Here is an 18268-nt window from a genome sequence, read left to right as displayed (position 1 = left end):
GCGTCACCGAACTAGCGATCAGCCAAGCGGCGGGCAAGGTAAGGCGCGGTGCGGCTGTGCGGGTGCCGCGCGACGGCATCCGGGGTTCCGGTCGCCACGATCTGGCCGCCCGCATCTCCGCCGGCCGGTCCCAGGTCGATCACCCAGTCGGCGGCGGCCACCACATCGAGGTTGTGCTCGACGACGATCACCGTATTGCCGGCGTCGACGAGGCGGCCCAGCTGGGCCAGGAGAAGGCGGACATCCGCGGGGTGCAGTCCGGTGGTCGGCTCGTCGAGGAGGTACATCGTGTGGCCGCGGCGGGCGCGCTGCAGTTCGGTGGCGAGCTTGATGCGTTGGGCCTCGCCGCCGGAGAGCTCGGTGGCCGGCTGGCCGAGACGCAGGTAGCCGAGCCCGACCTCCCGCAGGGTAGCGAGGCTGCGGGCAGCGGCCGGCACGTCGGCGAGGAAGCCGGCGGCCTCCTCGACGCTCAGGCCGAGCACGTCGGCGATGGACTTGCCCTGATAGGTCACCTGAAGGGTCTCCGGGTTGTAGCGCGAGCCAAGGCAGGCCGGGCAGGGCGTGTAGCTGCCGGGCAAGAAGAGCAGCCCGACGCTCACCGAGCCCTCTCCGAGACAGGTCTCGCAGCGGCCGCCGGGCACGTTGAAGGAAAACCGCCCGGCGCCGTAGCCGCGCTTCCGGGCCTCGTCCGTGGCCGCGAAGGTCGCGCGCACCGCGTCGAAGAGCCCGGTGTAGGTGGCCAGGTTGGAGCGCGGAGTGCGCCCGATCGGCTTCTGGTCCACGCGCACCAGGCGGTCCACGGCCTCCAGGCCGGTGATCCGGTCGACCCGCGCCCGCGGCTCGGGGTCGCCGCGTTCGCCGTCGTCGCCGTCGTCGTCGACGGCGCCTGCGGCTGCCGTCGGATCAGAGGCGACGGCGGCGTCGGACTCCGGATGCAGCGCGAGCCGCACGGAATCCGCCAGAACCTGGCTGACCAGGGTGGATTTGCCCGAACCGGACACGCCGGTCACCGCGGTCAGCACACCGAGCGGGAAGCCGGCGTCGACGCCTCGGAGGTTGTGCCGGGTGACACCGTGCAGGCCCAGCCAGCGTTCTGGTGTGCGCAGCGCCGCGGGCTGGGGCGCGTCGGGCTGGGGCATGGCTGGCGCGGCCGGCTCCGGCGCGGCCGGGAACAGGAACTGCCGGGTAACCGACTCCGACACATCGGCCAAACCTGCGATGGGTCCGCTGTAGAGCACGACGCCGCCGCCGGCCCCGGCCAGCGGGCCCACGTCGACGACCCAGTCGGCGCGGCGCACGATGTCCATGTTGTGCTCGACGACGAAGACCGAGTTGCCGGATGCCTTCAGCTGCTCCAGCACGAGCAGCAGCGGTTCGGCGTCGGCCGGGTGCAGCCCGGCCGACGGTTCGTCGAGCACGTAGATCACGCCGAACAGGCCCGAGCGCAGCTGGGTGGCGATGCGCAGGCGCTGCATCTCGCCGGGGGAGAGGGTGGGCGTCGCGCGCCCGAGGCTCAGGTAGCCGAGGCCCAGTTCGAGCAGCACCTCGATGCGGGCGAGCAGGTCCCGGGTGAGGGTCACGGCGGCCTCCGTGGGCTCCGCGGCGTGCGGCTTCGCGGTACCAGGCGCGGCGTTGCGCTCGGCGCCGCTCGCCCGGAGCGTCGGGCGAAGCAGCTCGGCGAGCCCGGTCAGCGGCAGCAGGTTGAGCTGGGCGATCGACCGGCCGGCCACCGTGACCGCCAGGGCCGCGGGCGTGAGACCGCTGCCGTCGCACAGCGGACACGGGCCGGATTCGACGAAACGCAGCGCGCGCTCCCGCTGACTCTGGCTCTTGGAGTCGGCCAGGGTGTGCAGCACGTAGCTCTTCGCGCTCCAGAATCGGCCCTGGTACGGCTTGGCGATGCGGTCGCGCTGCGGGGTGACCTCCACCACGGGCTGTTCCTCAGTGAAGAGGATCCAGTCCCGCGCAGAGCGCGGCAGGTCCTGCCAGGCGGTGTCCACGTCGTAGCCAAGGGTGATCAGGATGTCCCGCAGGTTCTTGCCCTGCCAGGCGCCCGGCCAGGCCGCGATGGCGCCGTCACGGATGCTCAGGGCAGGGTCGGGCACGAGGGTTGCCTCGGTCACGGTATGCGCCGTGCCGAGGCCGTGGCACTGCGGGCAGGCGCCGGCCACGGTGTTGGGGGAGAAGGAGTCGGACTCGAGGCGTGGGGCAGCCGCCGGGTACATGCCCGCCCGGGAATACAGCATCCGCAGCGAGTTGGACAGGGTGGTCAGGGTGCCCACGCTCGAGCGGGAGCTGGGCGCACCCCGGCGCTGCTGCAGGGCCACGGCCGGCGGCAGCCCCGTGATTTCGTCAACCTGCGGGGTGTGGCCCTGCTGGATCAGCCGACGCGCGTAGGGCGCGACGGATTCCAGGAACCGGCGCTGGGCCTCCGCGAAGATGGTGCCGAACGCCAGCGACGACTTTCCGGAGCCGGAGACCCCGGTGAAGGCGACGATGGCGTCCCGGGGAACGTCGACGTCGACGTTCCGGAGGTTGTTCTCCCGAGCCCCGCGCACCTGCACGAAGCCCGCGAACGGCGCGTTCCCCGGTGCGGTCGACGGAGCGATCCGGGTCGAGGCGGCGGTGTCGGCGTCAGGGCGAGGCGGTTGCATTCGGCCGACTCTAGCCCGAACGTCTGGGCGGATGCCGGGCTAGAGATAGTGGACCTGAGAGGCGACGCGGTATAATGGTGAATTGCGATCCCGTCCACTGATGGCGGTGGGTCGGTCTTCATCTCGATACTCAACCGTGACAGATCCCGATGTTCTACCGTGACAATCTCGATCGCTCTTCTATAGAACCAGGCTCAGCGGCGTGCCGTTCAAACCATGTTTGAGACTGAGAGAACCATTGGCTGATACATCCGGATCCACCGCTACCCACTACGTTTCCCTGCTGCGTTGGGCGTCCCTGAAGCGGGCGTTCCTGTCCCGCCAGTCCGCGCCGAGCGCCGCCCCAATCGGCGAGCGTCGCTGAGTACCATGGCCGACCGCACCACTCCCACCGGTTCCGACCAGCAAGTACCTGCCCACCAGGTCTCGATGCCCCGCTGGGCCGAACTCAAGCGCGCCTACGTCGCGCGGCTCTCGAAGAGCGAGCGCGCCGCACTGGCCGCAGCCGCCGAGCACGCGAACGACCCCGAGGAGTGACCCGTCGGTTCCCCGGAGCCGGTGTAGAACCGATTCGACGGAGATTTTGGCGTGAAAGCGCTCTTTCGCAGGATTCAGGTCCGATTCGCGCAAAATCTCCGTCGAATTCGTTCGGGCCGTGAGGGCGCGCCGGTCACGGCAGGCGCAGGTGGTCAACGGGCATCATGACCAGCGGCGCGCGCAATTCCATCAGGTCCCGGGCGTGCTGGTCGAGCCGCTTGTCTTCCGGGGTGATCAGCGTCAGTGGCTCTACCGACTCGGCGTGCCCGTTCGCGCCGAGTGCGACGAAAATGCTCATGCACTGCGTCGTGAGGTGCAAATCGTGCGGCGTGCGTGGACTGCCCGAGCGCACCCGGATGCTGATGTGCATGCTGCGCTTGCCGGTGTGGATGAGCCGGGCATCCACTTCGACGATGTGCCCGATGTGGATCGGCCGGTAGAAGTGGATGCCGCCCGAGTAGACGGCCACGGCCGCGACGGAGCTCCAGGCCGCCGCCGTAGCGAAGGCGGCCTCGTCGATCCAGCGCATCACGGTACCGCCGTGGGCGTTGCCGCCCCAGTTCGCGTCGGCGGGGTCGGCCAAAAACCGGAACACCGTGCGTGGCGTGGTGCTGTCATCGGTATATTCCTGTGAGCGCATAGCAGTCTGGATGCGCTTGCGCGGCTGGAGCCGGGCCGTCGCGTTCTCTTGCAGCTCCCGGTCGACGTCGGAGTGGGGCACCCACAAGGGAACTTCCTGCGGCTTCCCGGCATCGTCGACGGCGACGAAGACGAGGATGCAGTGGGTCGCCGGACTGTATTCCCGGGCGCGGACATCCGTGGTCTCGACCGTGACAAGCACGTGCATGCTCGTGCGTCCGGTGTGGATGATGCGGGCGTGCACCTCGACCAGGTTGCCGGGCTTTATCGGCCGGGTGAAGTGCACATTGCCGACGTAGGCGGTGACCGTGTCGGAGGCGCTCCAGCCCACCGCACAGGCGTAAGCGGCCTTGTCAATCCACTCGAGCACGCTGCCCGCGGCCACGGTCGCACCCGAAGCGGCGACGTCGGCGGGAACAGCCATGAACCGCAGGGTGATGCGGTCGTCGGGCATGCCCGCGTCGAATTGCGGGATCGAACGGACAGGTGCGGCGGTCACGGATACTCCAACGAAAGCAGGTCAGGGGCTTCGGTCCAGACTTTCACATCCGGGCAGGCTGCGGGACAGGGCTGCGGGACGGGGCCCGGGACGGGGCAGCCCGGGCAGGGGAGTCGGGTGCGGGCCAGACCGTTGCCGGTCAGCCGTGGGTGCGGCGGTGTTCCTCGAGCGCCTCGACGACAAGGTCGTGGTCATCGCGCTGGGCCAGCCCGGAGACGCCGACGACGCCGATGAGAGAGCCCCGTACGCGCAGGGGGAAGGCGCCGCCGTGCGCGGCGTGTGTGTTCGGGTCGAGGTTCGAGTCGGTGCTGAAGTCGCGGGAGTTCGCTCGGAAGCGCATGCCCACGGCGTAGGAGGAGTTGGCGAAGCGCCGCACCACCCGGAACTTGTTCTCGAGCCAGGCGTCATTGTCGGCGCAGGCACCGGGCAGGGCGGCATGGAAGACGCGCTGGTCGCCGAACATGATCGACACCGCAATCGGATGCCGCCGGGCGTTGCCGAGTCCCACGAGCCGCGACCCGACGGCCCAGGCGTCGCCCACGTCGAAGGAGTCGAACTGAATGACACGTTCCTGCTCGAGAAGCAGCGGGAGAAGGTCTGCGGCGTCGTGCGCGTCGGTCATCGCATGCCTTTCGGGTTGAATGATGAACAGGGCAGAGGCGCCCGCAGTCAGTCTTCCACTCCCGCGCTCGCAACGGGAGCCGGTGCTAACGCAAACGGGTCGCCAAATATCGATAAGCGTCGATATACTGGGAGGACCGTCATCACGGACAAGTCGTCCCTTCTGGATGCCGGTCTAGGAGATGGTCACCCATGGCACACATCGAGATTTTCGAACCGGGACTGTGCTGCGGCACAGGCATCTGCGGAGTCGACGTCGACCAGGCGCTGGTCACCTTCTCCGCGGACCTCGATTTCACCCGCGCGAACGGCGGCGACATTGCCCGATTCAACCTGGCCCAGGAGCCCCTCGCCTTCGTGGAGAACGAGGTGGCCCGCCAGTTCCTGCACACCGTCGGCCAGGAGGGCCTGCCCGTCACGCTCGTAGGGGGAGCCACCGTGCTCACCGGCCGCTACCCGACCCGCGCCGAGCTCGCGAGCTGGACCGACGTGGCGGCTGTCGACACCGGCGCGGCCAGTCACCGTGCGGCCGTGCAGCCGGAGGGAACGGTGCGGCTGCTAGCCATGGCCGGGTCCGGTAGCGCCACGGCCACCGAGCTCACTGAAAATACCGCGGGCGCCGATGCCGGCTGCTGCTGCTAGGGCCGATCATGACGACCCTGCGCTTCCTCGACGACGCCCCACGTTTCCTCTTCTTCACCGGCAAGGGCGGGGTCGGCAAGACCTCCATCGCGTGCGCGAGCGCGGTGCGTCTGGCCGAGTCCGGGGCATCCGTGCTGCTGGTCAGCACCGATCCGGCCTCCAATGTGGGTCAGGTCTTCGGCGTGACCATCGGCAACACGGTCACGCCGATCGCGGCGGTGCCCGGCCTGTCGGCCCTCGAGATCGACCCCGAGCAGGCGGCCGCGCAGTACCGCGAACGCATCGTCGGCCCGGTGCGCGGCCTGCTGCCGCTGGCCGAGATGGCCTCGATCGAGGAGCAGCTCTCGGGTGCCTGCACCACCGAGATCGCCTCGTTCAACGAGTTCACCGACCTGCTGACGGATGCCGCGTGGACGGCCGCGTACGACCACATCCTCTTCGACACGGCCCCCACCGGGCACACCATCCGTCTGCTGCAGCTGCCCGGGTCGTGGACCGACTTCCTCACCGAGGGCACGGGCGACGCGTCCTGCCTCGGGCCGCTCTCCGGCCTCGAGAAGCAGCGTGCCGTCTACGCCGACGCCGTGGCCGCCCTCGCCGACCCTGCCCGCACCCGGCTGGTGCTCGTGGCGCGCGCCCAGGGCGGCGCCCTGCGGGAGGCCGCCCGCACCCAGGCAGAACTCGCTGCCATCGGCATGCAGCGTCAGCACCTGGTGGTCAACGGCATCCTGCCGGCCGGACCGGCAACGCTTTCTGATGCCGATGCGGGCACGCCCGCCGAGGCCGACCCGCTCTTCGACGCCATCCGGGTGCGCGAACAGCAGGCGCTCGCCGCGATGCCCGCGGGGCTGCGCACCGCGCCCACCGACTACGTGGGGCTGAAGAGCACCAACATGGTCGGCTTGGCCGCGCTCCGCAGCCTGCTCGAGCCTGAAGTCGTCCCGACGCCGGGCACCGGAATCGCCACGGTCGCTCCGGGGGCCCCGCTCTCGGCTCTCGTCGACAAGATCGAGGCCGGCGGCCACGGCCTGGTGATGCTGATGGGCAAGGGCGGTGTGGGCAAGACCACGCTCGCGGCGGCGATCGCCGTCAGCCTCGCCGTACGTGGGCTGCCCGTGCACCTCACCACGACCGACCCGGCCGCGCACCTCGACGACACCCTGGCCGGCGGGCTGGCGAATATGACCGTGTCCCGGATCGACCCGGCCGTCGAAATCGCCAACTACACCGAGCGGGTCATGCGCACGAAGGGCGCTCACCTCGACGCGCAGGGCCAAGCCATGCTCCGCGAAGACCTGCGTTCGCCGTGCACGGAGGAGATCGCCGTGTTCCAGGCCTTCTCCCGCGTGAGCCGGGAGGCGAAGGGCACCTTCGTCGTGATGGATACCGCGCCCACGGGCCACACCCTGCTGCTGCTGAATGCGACCGGGTCGTACCACCGCGAGGTCACCCGGCAGCTGGGCGACGGCATCCGTCTGACGACGCCGATGATGCGGCTGCAGGACCCGGAGCAGACGAAGGTGATCCTGGTCACCCTCGCCGAGACCACGCCCGTGCTCGAGGCCGCGGAGCTGCAGGCCGACCTGGAGCGGGCCGGCATCACCCCGTGGGCGTGGATCGTGAACAACTCGATCGCCGCGGCGGCGCCGACCAACCCGCTGCTGCTCGCGCGGGCCCGGAACGAGCTCCCCGAGCTCGAGCACGTGCACGAGAAACGCGCCCCGCGGCTCGCGGTGGTGCCGCTGCTGGCGGAGGAGCCGGTGGGCATTCCGGCGCTGCTCGCGCTCGCCGCGGGGCGGCAGCCCGCGCCTGCATCCGTTCGCTAGCTGGCCGGTCGGCCAGCGAGGGGGTCGGCCAGCGTTCCAGCCCCTGCGTCTGTCGAGTCTGAGGCCCCGCAGCACCTCCGTCCCGAACGAATTCGACGGAGATTCTGGCCAAATCGGGTTCAAACGGTCGGAAAGAGCGCTCTCAGCACAAGGTCTCCGTCGAATTGGTTCGACACCGAGGGCGGGATGCCAGCTGTGCGGAAAGCACCCACGCGGTGCGGTCGACTCGGACCTGCCGCAGTGAAATAACCAATCGTCAGGACTGACCCGGTTAACGCACGACCAGCGGGGCCGTGGTGCCGCGCACGGCAGACCAGACGACGATGACGCCCGCGAGCACCATGGTGACCAGCCCGAGCCCGGAGTAGCCGATCGCGCTCAGGATCAGGCCGGCCAGGGCTCCGCCGAGGGCACCGGCCCCGTTCATCGACAGGTCGGAAAAACCCTGCAGGGCGGCGCGGTCGTGCACGCCCACCGCCTCGGCGATCAGCGCCGAGCCGGCGACGACGGATGCCGACCAGCCCAGTCCGAGCAGGATCAGCCCCACCGTCATGGCAGTTTGTGACTCCCCGGCCAGCCAGAAGATCGCCAGCGAGACCAGCAACAGGCTCTGGCCGATGAGGATGACGGGTATCCGTCCCAGCCGGTCGGCCAGCCAACCGAAGACGGGCGAGAGCGCGTACATGCCGGCGACGTGGAAACTGATGGTCAGCCCCACCAGCGTCAGGGTGGCGCCGTGGTCGCGCAGGTGCACCGGGGCCATCGACATCAGGGCGACCATGGTGGCGTGGCTGCAGGCGATCACGACCACTGCGAAGCGGGCCTGCGGGTTGACGCGCACGATGGCCAGGCCGCCGCGCCGCGTGCCGCCGGCGGGGTCGACCTCGCGTGCGGCGAGGGCGGTGAGCAGCGGGTCGGGGCGGAGTCCGACCGTGTAGACGACGGCCGCGCCGACCGTGGCGATCAGGGAGAAGGCGAAGGCACCGGTCAGCGGGGGCAGGCCGATGGCCTTCCCCACGACCTCGCCGGGGCCGAACAGGTTCGGGCCGAGCACGGCGCCGATGGTCGTCGACCAGACCACGATGGACAGGTCGCGCGCCCGGAATTGTGTGCTCGCGAGGTCGGTGGCGGCGAAGCGGGCCTGCAGGTTCGTGGCCGATCCGGCGCCGAGGAGTATCAGGGCCAGCAGGAGCAGCGGGAAGATGTCGACCGCGACCGAGGTGATGGCGAGAACAGCGCCGGAGCCGGCGATGAGCGAGCCGGTCGCGAGGGAGCGGCGGCGCCCGCGGCGCTGGGCCAGGCGGGCCAGCGGTACGGCCACGAGGGCGGCGCCGAGGGTGCTCATGGTGGCGGCCATGCCCGACCAGGCGCTGGAGCCGGAGAGCTGCGCGGCCAGCAGGGCGCCGAGGGAGAGCGTCGCGCCCATGCCGATGCCGCCGAGGATCTGGCCTGCGATGAGCACCCGCACGACCGTGCGCTGCAGCGGCGTGTGGTCGGCGGGCGTGGGCACGGGGCGGGCGTCCGGGGTCACGGGCGCGGGCGCATCCGGATTGGTGGACATCGGGCTTCCTTGTGGCATGTGCGCTGGGGTTTCAGCATACCCCAGGGGGTAATTAGACTTTGACGACGAGCAGGGTGTCGAAGGCGAACGTGGCGGCGCCGCCGTCGCCGGGGGCCTCCGGGTCGGTGGCGAGGTCGCGGCGGATGGTCTCGCAGCGCACGACCCGGGAGGCACCCGGACTTGCGGGGTCGATGCAGGAACGCAGCAGCTCGGGCGAGTAGAGGATGGCCGGATCGCCTGGTCCGGGAGCCCCGGTCGCGAGGTTGGTCTGGTCGTGCCCGAGCGCGACCAGGTGCCCGCCGGGGGAGAGCCACCCGGCGGCGCGGGCCAGCACGGCGCGCAAGGCGGGCTCGGGCAGGTGCAGGTACATCACTGTGACCAGGTCGAAGCTTTCGCCTGCCGGATCCCAGGTTGTGGCGTCGCCGACCTGCCAGTCCACCGACACGCCTGCCTCGGCGGCGTGCGCTTCGGCCTGGCCGACGGCCTCGGCGGAGAAGTCGACCGCCGTGACCGTCCAGCCGTGGCCGGCCAGCCAGATCGCGTTGCGACCGTCGCCGGTGGCCAGGTCCAGCGCACGCCCCGGCGGGAACGGGCTCACGGTGTCCTGCACGATCTGTGCCGGCAGAGCCGACCACAGACGTCCGGCCTGGCCGGCCTGTGCCTCACGGGCGAGGCGGTAGCGGGTGTCCCATTCGGTGGCGTCCATCGCGTGTCCTCTCGGCGGGCATCCGTCGGTGTGAACGGATGCTGCGCGATGGCCAGTTTCGCACGGAAGCGGCGGCTCAGCGGGAGAGCGCTGCCAGCTCGGCCCGGGTGGAGGCACCCACCTTGCGCAGCAGGTTGGCGACGTGGAACTTGACCGTGTTTTCGCTGATCGAGAGCGTCTCGGCGATCGCCCGGTTGCGGGCGCCGGAGGCGACCAGCTCGAGCACGCCCTTCTCGCGCGGGCTCAGACCCCACGCGGCGGCCGCCGTGAGCGGTGCGAGCGGCACGTCGAGGGGGAGGGTGACGGTCATTTCGGACCCCCAGCCGGTCGTCGCCTCCAGCCGCAGCGTCCCGTTCAGTGCGGCCACCCGGCTCGTCAACCGGCTGACGCTCGGGCTGTCCGGGGTGAGGTCGCCGGAGCCGTCGTCGCGGATGTGGATCAAAAGGTTGCTGCCGTCGCAGTCCCAGTGCACGCGCACGCGGGCCACCCCGGCCTGCTCGACCAGAGCCAGGACCGCGCCGCGCACGATGGCCCGGGCGGCGTGGGCCACCTCGCCGGGCAGGGCCCGGCCGTTCACGGGCGGCTCGATGAACTGCACGTCGAGGTCGCCGAAGCGCACGAGCGGGCGCAGGTCGTCGCGCAGGCGTTCGAAGGCCCGAGCAACGGGCTCCTCGGTGAGGGACCGGTCGAGGTCGGAGACGGCGCGCAGCGCCACCATCGCCGTCGCGGCCAGGTCGATCGCGGTTTGCCGGGCCGAGGCGTCGCTCGTGTTCCGGGAGCGGAGCACGGCGAGCAGGGACTCGAGCGTGGTCGCCTGCGTGTCGGTCAGGTCGGCGACGACCCGGGCGCGCTCGGCGGCGGCCGAACGGGAGTCGAACGGCTCGATCGAGGGGGCTGGGCGCTGACTATTCACCTCAGCAGCCTACCGGGGGTGCGTTCAGCCATCCGTTCGGGTAGGTGCACCGCCCGTTCGGTGGGCCTCCTGCCCGCCCGAAAGAGTGGACCATAAGGGGATGCCTTCTTGCACCGACACCCCCGTGACACTGACCGTGACCGAATCGCTCGCCGCCATCGCGGCCGAGAACGCCGGGATCGTGCGCCAGCTCCTGACGACGGCGACCACGAACAGCACGAACAGCACGAACAGCAGGAACAGCAGGAACAGCACCGACGACACGGCCGGTCTCCCGACCCTCGACCAGGCCGCGGCCGCCCTGCGGGGAGCCCGGCGCGTGTTTGTGCTCGGCGCGGGCCGGTCCGGCCTGGCCCTGCGCATGACCGCGATGCGGCTGATGCACCTCGGGCTCGACGTGCACGTGGTCGGCGAGGTCACCACCCCGGCGATCGCGGCCGGCGACGTGTTGCTGGTAGCGAGCGGGTCCGGCGCGACGGCCGCCGTCGTGCGCGCGGCCGAGACCGCCGCGGCATCCGGTGCCCGGGTGATCGCGATCACCACCGCACCGGACTCCCCGCTGGCCGCGCTGGCCGCGGTGACCGTGGTCGTGCCGGCCGCCCAGAAGCAGGACCACGACGAACTCCGGTCGTTGCAGTACTCGGGCGCGCTCTTTGAACAGACCGTCGTCGTGCTTGGCGACGCGATCTTCCACAGCCTGTGGAAGGCATCCGGGGCCACGGCCGACGAGCTGTGGCCGCGCCACGCCAACCTCGAATAACGCTTTTCACTCACTCAGACCTATCAGACCTCACCAGACGTCACCAAAACCGGAAAGAAGACCATCATGAAGCTTCAAGTCGCCATGGACGTACTCACCACGGATGCGGCCCTCGAGCTGGCCGCGAAGGTTGCACCCTACGTGGACATCATCGAGCTCGGCACCCCGCTGATCAAGGCGGAGGGCCTGCGTGCCGTGACCGCCATCAAGGCCGCTCACCCCGACAAGACGGTCTTCGCCGACCTCAAAACGATGGATGCCGGTGAGCTCGAGGCCGACCTGGCGTTCACCGCCGGCGCCGACCTGGTGACCGTGCTCGGCACGGCCGGGGACAGTACCATCGTCGGGGCCGTCGCCGCGGCCACGAAGCATGGCAAAGGCGTCGTCGTCGACCTGATCGGCGTCGCCGACAAGGTGACGCGGGCCCGCGAAGTGACAAAGCTCGGCGCCGTCTTCGTCGAGATGCACGCCGGCCTTGACGAGCAGGCGGAGCCCGGCTTCTCGCTCTCGACTCTGCTCAACCAGGGTGAGACCGCCCGGGTTCCGTTCTCCCTGGCCGGCGGTGTGAGCGTCGCCACCATTGCCTCCGTGCAGCGTGCCGGGGCCCGGGTCGCCGTCGCCGGCGGCGCCATCTACGGCGCCGAGGACCCGGCCGCCGCGGCGGCCGCCCTGCGCGCCGCCATCATCTAGCCACCCCGGAGTCCGCGCCGGAGTTGGCGCGGGAGTCCGCGTGGATACGGAAAAAGCACCCTCGTTTCGAGACGGGGGTGCTTTCTCGTGGGGGCAGGGAGAGGGGGTGTCAGCCGAGTAGCATCTTGCCGAGCGTGTCAGCGGAGTAGACGGTCGCGGTCGCCTCGGCGGCCTCGGACGGGGAGCCGTAGCCCCACTCCACGAGGATGGCCGGCACGCCGTGGGCGGCCGCACCTTCCGCGTCGTACCGGCGGTCACCGACCATGACGGGCTGGCTGAGGTCGGCACCGGCGGCGGCGAGGCGCTCGAGGGCCTCCGCCACGACGTCGGCCTTGGAACTGCGCGTCTCGGTGTCGGTGGAGCCCACGATGGCGGTGAAGTACTGTGCCAGGTCGAAGTGCTCGAGCACCGCGATCGCATTGTGCTGGGTTTTGCTGGTGGCCACGGCCATCGGGATCTTCGCCGCGTGGATGCGCTCGAGGAGCCCGGCGACGCCCGGGAAGATGGCGGTGTCCAGCAGGTGCTTGCCTTGGTCGTCGGCGCGGTAGACGGCGACAGCCTCGGCTGCCTCCTCCGGTGTCATGCCGGCGTACTCGCGGAAAGCGGCCAGCAGAGGCGGCCCCACGTAGGCCAGAAGTTCCGCGTCCGCGGGAACCGGGCGGCCCAGCACGGCGAAGGTGCGGGCGAGGGCATTGGTGATGGCCGGGGCGGAATCGGTGATCGTTCCGTCAAGGTCAAATATGATGGCACTCCACGTGCGGGTCAATGTCGAAATCACAGGCTAATACTAGGGGTCGGGAGTCGATCCATCGCATGAATTTAAAGAAAAATAGGAGTAATACGCTTTCGCGCGGGCCGCCAGCTCCTAAAAGAGTTTCGATTGTGTGTCGTCGAGTCCGCGCATGGCGTCGTAGTCGAGAACGAGGCAACGGATGCCCCGGTCCTCGGCCAGGGTGCGCGCCTGCGGCTTGATGATCTGTGCGGCGAAAACCCCGATCACCGGCGCAAGATGCGGGTCGCGGTTCATGAGTTCGAGGTAGCGCGTGAGCTGTTCGACCCCGTCGATGTCGCCGCGCCGCTTCAGCTCTACGGCGACGGATCCGCCCGTGGAGTCGCGCGCCAGGATGTCGACCGGGCCGATCGCCGTCATGTACTCCCGGCGCACCAGGATATGGCCGTCGCCGAGCAGGTGGATGTGCTCGGCCAGCAGCTTCTGCAGGTGGGCCTCGACGCCGTCCTTGATCAGCCCGGGGTCGATGCCGAGCTCGTGGGCGGAGTCGTGCAGCACCTCGTAGATGCTGACGATGAGCTGGTCGGCGGTCTTGGCGTGGGTGACCGTCCAGACGGCCGTGACGCCGGCCTCCGTCTGGTCGTCATCGGGCTCGGACAGCGCCAGGCTGCACGGCGGGCTCATCCAGTTGAGCGGCTTGTACGAGCCGCCGTCGGAGTGCACGAGCACGCTGCCGTCCGACTTGATCATGAGCAGGCGGGTGGCCAGCGGCAGATGCGCGCTGAGTCTCCCGGCGTAGTCGACGGAACATTTCGCAATCACAAGGCGCACGGTTCGAGCCTAACCGCGCCGCGGCATACGTTCGCCCACCCTCGACGAACCTCCCGCGCCCCGGGTCCGAACCAATTCGACGGAGATTTTGCCGTTTCGGCTTGAAACAGCCCCAAAACCGGCCTCTAGCGCCAAAATCTCCGTCGAATTCGTTAGGCGGCGGGGGCGTTGGTGCGCTCGCGCGCGGCGGGGGCGGCCAGGCCCGCCAGAACCATCAGTGCCAGGATCAGGAACAGGGCGTTCAGGATGCCCCAGGCCTCGCCGAGCAGGCCGAGCACGGGCGGGCCCACGAGGAACGCGAAATAGCCGATCATGGCGACGGCGCTCACTCGGGCGGCGGCGTTCTGCGTGTCGTCGGCGGCGGCCGACATGCCCACCGGGAAGCCGAGTGACGCGCCGAGACCCCAGAGCACCGTGCCGGTGTAGAGCAGCCCCTCGTTCGGCGCGAGGATGAACAACACCAGGCCCAGGATGCCCAGCGCGGCGCAGGCGCGCAGCACCGGTACCCGCCCGAACCGGTCCAGGATCGGCCCGCCGATCACGCGGCCGACGGTCATCGCCGTCACGAAGACGCCGAAGATGATGGCGCCCTCCGTGTTGCTCAGCCCGTGCCCGTCGACGGCGGCAAGGGCCAGCCAGTCGTTGGCCGAGCCCTCGGCGAAGGTCATGCCCAGCACGATCGTGCCGATCAGGAGGATCCTCGTGTCACCCCACGCGGACAGGCCGACACGCAGGCGCTCCCGCCACGGCGGCGCAGGGCGCGGCCCGGCCTCCGCCGTTCCCGGCGCGACGCCCGGCTCCGCGCCCGTCGCCGGCTCGTCGCCGAGCTCCGCTCGCACCGGGATATACCGCACCCCGGCGACGGCCGTGGCGAGCACGAGAAGCGCAACCCCGGCCAGGTGCCAGAACACCGGCAACGAGACGAAGGATGCCCCCGCGCCCGCCAGTGCGCCGACCACGGTGCCGAGGCTGAAGCAGGCGTGCATCAGCGGCATCAGCGTCTTGCCGATCGCCCGCTCAACCGCCGCCCCCTCGACGTTCATCATGACGTCGACCGAGCCCATCCCGAAACCGACCAGGACCAGCCCGGCGAAGACCAGCTCGGTGGACCCCAGCAGGCTCGTGCCGACCCCGGCCGTGATGAGCCCGACCGAGGAGATCGCGACGCCGAGTACCACGGCGCGCCGGGCGCCGAGGCGGGCGAGCAGCCCGACCGCCGCCACCAGGCCGATCACCGACCCGGCCGAGAGACCGAAGATGACAATGCCCACCTGCGCGGTCGAGAGCTCGAGGCCGTCTCGCACGGCCGGGATGCGGGACATCCAGGTGGCCAGTGCGAGTCCGGCAATGAAGAAGAGTGCGAACACGGCGTTCCGCCAGGCGTGCAGCCCGGGCCGGGCGGCTGGGGTGGCGGAGATTCCGAGGTCGCGGGCAGTGTGGGTCACACCCTCCACGTTATCCGAAACGCAATCTGCCGCACGTGGGGGGACTTCAAGGGGGCAACAGAGGGGGGGGGGGGGGGTGCCGCACCCCGCCGCACCGATCGGAACGCTCGTAGACTGAGCAAGCGATCGAGCGTTTCCAAGGGGGAACGTGGCTGGTCGGACATCCTCACCCGGGCAATCCGTGACGTCGCGGGTGCTGAGCATCCTCGCCGTCTTCGAGCAGAGCGCCTCACCGCGGTCGCTCTCCGAGATCTGCGCCGAGAGCGGGCTGCCACAGAGCACCGTGCCGCCTGCTCGGCGAGCTCGAAGAGGGGGGCGCCGTGCAGCGGGATGCCCGCGGCCGCAACCAGATCGGCCTGCGCCTTTGGGAACTCGGCCAGCACGCGGGGCGGCAGCTGCGCGACGTGGCCCGCCCCCTACCTGCAGGACCTCTCCGGCCTCACCCAGGAGACCGCGCATCTGGCCATCCGCGACGGGGCCGACGTGCTTTACATCGACCGCGTCTACGGCACCCGGCGCGTGCCGCAGGCCCCCCGGGTCGGCGGCCGGCTGCCCATGCACGCCACCGCCATGGGGCGCGCCATCCTGGCATTCGAGGAGGACTGGGTGCAGGACGCCGTGCTCGGCGGCACGCTGATCGCCCGCACCGCCTTCACGAAGACCGACCACGAGCAGCTCCGCCGGGAGATCGAGAAGATCCGCGTGCAGGGGTTCGCGCTCGCCTCGGAGGAGGTTCGCCTCGGCTCCTGCTCCCTGGCGGTTCCGGACTTCCAGGCTGACGGCCGCGTCGTCGGCGGGCTCGGCATCGTGCTGCCGACCAGCCGCGCCCACCAGCTCGAACGCAACCTGCCGATCCTGCTCGGCACGGCCGAGCGCATCCAGGTCGGAATCGCGCAACTCCCCCCTCGGCGCTGCAGCCCGCCGCCCGCGCCCGCAAACCACCCCGGTGATCGACCCCGTCGCGATCTGAGACCCGATGGATCCGGCAACCGTGTTCGGGCCGAGCGCGACCGCCGCGCAGGGGGACACGGTGCTTGGTCACATCCGGTCGGGCCTGGCGGAGGGTGCCCGCGCCACGACCGGCGGCGACGTGCCCAGCGGGTTCGACCGGGGCTTCTCCGTCACGCCGACCGTGTTCGCCGACGTGACGCCCGGCATGCGGATCGCCTGGGAGGAAGTCTTCGGGCCGGTGCTGTCGATTTTGCGCTACGACCGCCTCGAGGAGGCCATCGGGATCGCCAACAACACGGATTTCGGCCTCGGAGGAACGGTCTTCTCCGCAGACGAGGATGCCGCCCTCGCGGTGGCGTCACGGGTGGACACGGGCTCGATCGGGATAAAATTCTTCGCCGCAAACCATGCCGCCACGTTCGCGGGGCGGCATGGCTCAGGGCTCGGCGTCGAATTCGGCCTGGAGGGTCTGCACGTCTACCTCAAGCCGCAGTCGGTGCACCGCCGCATCCGCTCGTAGCCGGCACGGCGGTGCGCTCAGGATCGCGGCAGGATCAGGGCCGCACCTGCGGGGGCAGGGCGGCGATGATCGGGTGGTCCTTCTGGAACACGCCGGATTTCGCCGCCCCGCCGGGCGAGCCGATGTCGTCGAAGAACTCGACATTGGCCTTGTAGTACTCGGCCCACTTCTCGGGCACGTCGTCCTCGTAGTAGATGGCCTCGACCGGGCAGACCGGCTCGCAGGCGCCGCAGTCGATGCATTCGTCGGGGTGGATGTAGAGCGAGCGCTCACCCTCGTAGATGCAGTCGACCGGGCACTCGTCGACGCAGGCACGGTCCTTCACGTCGACGCAGGGCAGGGCGATCACATAGGTCATCGGCACGCCCCGGTCAGACTCAGCCGAATCGGGGCAACGGGCTGGCTAGATGTTGAATCCAAGAGCGCTCATCATCTCCCGGCCGTCGTCGGTGATCTTGTCGATGCCCCACGGCGGCATCCAGACCCAGTTGATGCGGAACTGGTCGACGATGCCGTCCAGGTTGACGCCGATCTCCTGCTCGAGCACCTCGGTCAACGGGCAGCCGGCCGAGGTCAGGGTCATGTGAATGATCAGGGCATCGTTTTCATCGTCCCAGCCCAGATCGTAGATCAGGCCGAGGTCGACGATGTTGATGCCGAGTTCCGGGTCGATCACATCCTTGAGGGCCTCCTGGACGGCATCGAACCGCGCCGCGCCCAGGGTCGATTCCGCCGACTGCAGTGCGGTTGTCCCGAGGCTCATCGGGCGACGTCGGCGCTCTGGAAGCGATCGTAGCCCTCGTCTTCGAGGCGGTCGGCGAGTTCGGGGCCGCCCTGTTCGGCGATGCGGCCGTCGACGAAGACGTGCACGAAGTCCGGCTTGATGTAGCGCAGGATGCGGGTGTAGTGCGTGATCAGCAGCAGACCCAGGCCGGTGTGCTCCTTGGCCCGGTTCACACCCTCCGACACGATCTTGAGCGCGTCGACGTCGAGGCCGGAGTCGGTCTCGTCGAGCACCGCGAAGCGGGGCTTCAGCAGTTCGAGCTGCAGGATCTCGTTGCGCTTCTTCTCACCGCCGGAGAAGCCCTCGTTCACGTTGCGTTCAGCGAAGGACTTGTCCATGCGGAGCTGCTTCATCGACTCGCGCACATCTTTGATCCAGCTGCGGATGGGCGGCGCGCTGCCGTCGATCGCGGTCTTCGCGGTGCGGAGGAAGTTCGTCACCGTGACGCCGGGAATCTCCACCGGGTACTGCATGGCCAGGAACAGGCCCGCGCGGGCGCGCTGGTCCACGGTCATCGTGGTGACCTCTTCGCCGTCGAGCAGGATCGAGCCACTGTCGACAGTGTATTTCGGGTGACCGGCGATCGTATAGGCGAGGGTGGACTTGCCGGAGCCGTTCGGGCCCATGATGGCGTGGATCTCGCCCTCGTTGATGGTCAGGTTCACCCCGTGCAGGATCTGCTTGGTGCCCTGGTCGGTCCAGACGCTGACGTGCAGGTCGATGATCTGTAGAACTGACATGGAATTCTCTTTCGTTCTCCGGCGTACGCCGGTGACTGCGCAGGTGAATGGGGGAGTGGCCGATTGGTCGACCTGGGGAGCCGGATATCCGGCGGCGGATGCTTAGCTCGGGTCGCTCATGGTGAGTTCTGCTTCGATGGCCGCCTGGAGGCGTTCTTCGAGCAGGGGGGAGCCGATTTGTTGCACGATCTCGCTGAGGAAGCCGCGCACGACGAGGCG

General features: G+C 69.8%; 20 protein-coding genes and 1 pseudogene. 9 read left to right on the top strand and 12 right to left on the bottom strand.

Annotated features, from left to right (window positions below; translation table 11 throughout):
- Positions 1 to 11 precede the first annotated feature (11 nt).
- On the bottom strand, positions 12 to 2654 hold the full coding sequence (locus tag E3T40_RS00830; RefSeq protein WP_166786532.1) for an excinuclease ABC subunit UvrA: 2643 nt from the start codon (positions 2652 to 2654) through the stop codon (positions 12 to 14).
- A 238-nt stretch (positions 2655 to 2892) separates the two neighbouring features.
- Between E3T40_RS00830 and E3T40_RS17240 the strand changes: the two genes are divergently transcribed.
- Both E3T40_RS17240 and E3T40_RS16145 read left to right on the top strand, forming a co-directional pair.
- On the top strand, positions 2893 to 3018 hold the full coding sequence (locus E3T40_RS17240; RefSeq protein ID WP_255408583.1) for a hypothetical protein: 126 nt from the start codon (positions 2893 to 2895) through the stop codon (positions 3016 to 3018).
- A 5-nt stretch (positions 3019 to 3023) separates the two neighbouring features.
- Positions 3024 to 3191 (top strand): hypothetical protein, encoded by a 168-nt coding sequence (locus E3T40_RS16145; protein WP_166786531.1) that lies wholly within the window; start codon positions 3024 to 3026, stop codon positions 3189 to 3191.
- A gap of 133 nt (positions 3192 to 3324) precedes the next feature.
- Here the strand turns inward: E3T40_RS16145 and E3T40_RS00825 are convergent, their stop codons facing one another.
- Both E3T40_RS00825 and E3T40_RS00820 read right to left on the bottom strand, forming a co-directional pair.
- A complete protein-coding gene (locus tag E3T40_RS00825) occupies positions 3325 to 4329 on the bottom strand; it encodes an acyl-CoA thioesterase (RefSeq protein ID WP_233193919.1) in 1005 nt (334 codons plus the stop codon).
- A 139-nt stretch (positions 4330 to 4468) separates the two neighbouring features.
- Complete coding sequence (locus E3T40_RS00820) at positions 4469 to 4951, bottom strand: heme-degrading domain-containing protein (RefSeq protein WP_134542423.1); 483 nt, start codon at positions 4949 to 4951, stop codon at positions 4469 to 4471.
- A 191-nt stretch (positions 4952 to 5142) separates the two neighbouring features.
- On the opposite strand from E3T40_RS00820, the gene arsD reads away from it, so the two are divergent.
- Both arsD and arsA read left to right on the top strand, forming a co-directional pair.
- Positions 5143 to 5592: an arsenite efflux transporter metallochaperone ArsD gene (arsD, locus tag E3T40_RS00815; RefSeq protein WP_134542422.1), complete on the top strand. Its 450-nt coding sequence runs from the start codon at positions 5143 to 5145 to the stop codon at positions 5590 to 5592.
- 17 nt (positions 5593 to 5609) lie between these two features.
- A complete protein-coding gene (arsA, locus tag E3T40_RS00810; RefSeq protein WP_134542457.1) occupies positions 5610 to 7418 on the top strand; it encodes an arsenical pump-driving ATPase in 1809 nt (602 codons plus the stop codon).
- Between the two features lie 271 nt (positions 7419 to 7689).
- On the opposite strand, the gene E3T40_RS00805 is transcribed toward arsA, so the two are convergent.
- From E3T40_RS00805 to E3T40_RS00795, 3 genes are all read right to left on the bottom strand, one after another.
- Complete coding sequence (locus E3T40_RS00805; protein WP_104193721.1) at positions 7690 to 8979, bottom strand: MFS transporter; 1290 nt, start codon at positions 8977 to 8979, stop codon at positions 7690 to 7692.
- A gap of 52 nt (positions 8980 to 9031) precedes the next feature.
- On the bottom strand, positions 9032 to 9685 hold the full coding sequence (locus tag E3T40_RS00800; RefSeq protein ID WP_104169259.1) for a bifunctional 2-polyprenyl-6-hydroxyphenol methylase/3-demethylubiquinol 3-O-methyltransferase UbiG: 654 nt from the start codon (positions 9683 to 9685) through the stop codon (positions 9032 to 9034).
- Between the two features lie 76 nt (positions 9686 to 9761).
- Positions 9762 to 10598 (bottom strand): LuxR C-terminal-related transcriptional regulator, encoded by an 837-nt coding sequence (locus tag E3T40_RS00795; protein ID WP_104169260.1) that lies wholly within the window; start codon positions 10596 to 10598, stop codon positions 9762 to 9764.
- A gap of 100 nt (positions 10599 to 10698) precedes the next feature.
- On the opposite strand from E3T40_RS00795, the gene hxlB reads away from it, so the two are divergent.
- Together hxlB and hxlA are read left to right on the top strand one after the other, a co-directional pair.
- Complete coding sequence (gene hxlB / locus E3T40_RS00790; protein ID WP_134542421.1) at positions 10699 to 11358, top strand: 6-phospho-3-hexuloisomerase; 660 nt, start codon at positions 10699 to 10701, stop codon at positions 11356 to 11358.
- 66 nt (positions 11359 to 11424) lie between these two features.
- Positions 11425 to 12048, top strand: a complete 624-nt coding sequence (gene hxlA / locus E3T40_RS00785) for a 3-hexulose-6-phosphate synthase (protein WP_104100578.1) — start codon at positions 11425 to 11427, stop codon at positions 12046 to 12048.
- Positions 12049 to 12157: 109 nt separating this feature from the next.
- Here the strand turns inward: hxlA and E3T40_RS00780 are convergent, their stop codons facing one another.
- The 3 genes from E3T40_RS00780 to E3T40_RS00770 form a co-directional block, all read right to left on the bottom strand.
- The gene (locus E3T40_RS00780) at positions 12158 to 12826 is read right to left on the bottom strand and encodes an HAD hydrolase-like protein (protein WP_104169262.1); all 669 of its coding nucleotides are present in this window, start codon (positions 12824 to 12826) and stop codon (positions 12158 to 12160) included.
- 87 nt (positions 12827 to 12913) lie between these two features.
- Positions 12914 to 13609 carry an endonuclease NucS gene (gene nucS, locus E3T40_RS00775; protein ID WP_104169263.1) on the bottom strand — a complete coding sequence of 232 codons (696 nt, stop codon included), beginning with the start codon at positions 13607 to 13609 and terminating at the stop codon, positions 12914 to 12916.
- 152 nt (positions 13610 to 13761) lie between these two features.
- Positions 13762 to 15054 (bottom strand): MFS transporter, encoded by a 1293-nt coding sequence (locus tag E3T40_RS00770; RefSeq protein WP_241981624.1) that lies wholly within the window; start codon positions 15052 to 15054, stop codon positions 13762 to 13764.
- Positions 15055 to 15202: 148 nt separating this feature from the next.
- Between E3T40_RS00770 and E3T40_RS17445 the strand changes: the two genes are divergently transcribed.
- The 3 genes and pseudogenes from E3T40_RS17445 to E3T40_RS00760 all read left to right on the top strand — a co-directional run bounded on the left by E3T40_RS17445 (position 15203) and on the right by E3T40_RS00760 (position 16525).
- The gene (locus tag E3T40_RS17445) at positions 15203 to 15691 is read left to right on the top strand and encodes a helix-turn-helix domain-containing protein (RefSeq protein WP_369828316.1); all 489 of its coding nucleotides are present in this window, start codon (positions 15203 to 15205) and stop codon (positions 15689 to 15691) included.
- Positions 15610 to 15876: pseudogene (locus E3T40_RS16795) on the top strand (IclR family transcriptional regulator C-terminal domain-containing protein); the annotation flags it as partial. The gene E3T40_RS17445 and the pseudogene E3T40_RS16795, both read left to right, overlap by 82 nt.
- 154 nt (positions 15877 to 16030) lie before the next feature.
- The gene (locus tag E3T40_RS00760; RefSeq protein WP_134542419.1) at positions 16031 to 16525 is read left to right on the top strand and encodes an aldehyde dehydrogenase family protein; all 495 of its coding nucleotides are present in this window, start codon (positions 16031 to 16033) and stop codon (positions 16523 to 16525) included.
- Positions 16526 to 16559: 34 nt separating this feature from the next.
- Here the strand turns inward: E3T40_RS00760 and fdxA are convergent, their stop codons facing one another.
- Genes fdxA through sufC form a run of 3 tightly spaced genes read right to left on the bottom strand, consistent with a single transcriptional unit; the run spans position 16560 to position 18049 of the window.
- A complete protein-coding gene (fdxA, locus tag E3T40_RS00755) occupies positions 16560 to 16883 on the bottom strand; it encodes a ferredoxin (protein ID WP_104100575.1) in 324 nt (107 codons plus the stop codon).
- A 45-nt stretch (positions 16884 to 16928) separates the two neighbouring features.
- Complete coding sequence (locus E3T40_RS00750) at positions 16929 to 17288, bottom strand: metal-sulfur cluster assembly factor (RefSeq protein WP_104193717.1); 360 nt, start codon at positions 17286 to 17288, stop codon at positions 16929 to 16931.
- Positions 17285 to 18049, bottom strand: coding sequence for a Fe-S cluster assembly ATPase SufC (gene sufC, locus E3T40_RS00745; RefSeq protein WP_104193716.1), 765 nt, complete (start codon positions 18047 to 18049; stop codon positions 17285 to 17287). Before sufC ends, E3T40_RS00750 begins: the two co-directional genes overlap by 4 nt.
- Between the last annotated feature and the right edge of the window lie 219 nt (positions 18050 to 18268).

Origin of the sequence: Cryobacterium sp. TMT1-19 (assembly GCF_004403055.1) — a bacterium.
Taxonomy (GTDB): domain Bacteria; phylum Actinomycetota; class Actinomycetes; order Actinomycetales; family Microbacteriaceae; genus Cryobacterium; species Cryobacterium sandaracinum.
The sequence above is the reverse complement of the archived record's forward strand: the minus strand, read 5'-3'. Positions and strand labels throughout refer to the sequence as shown.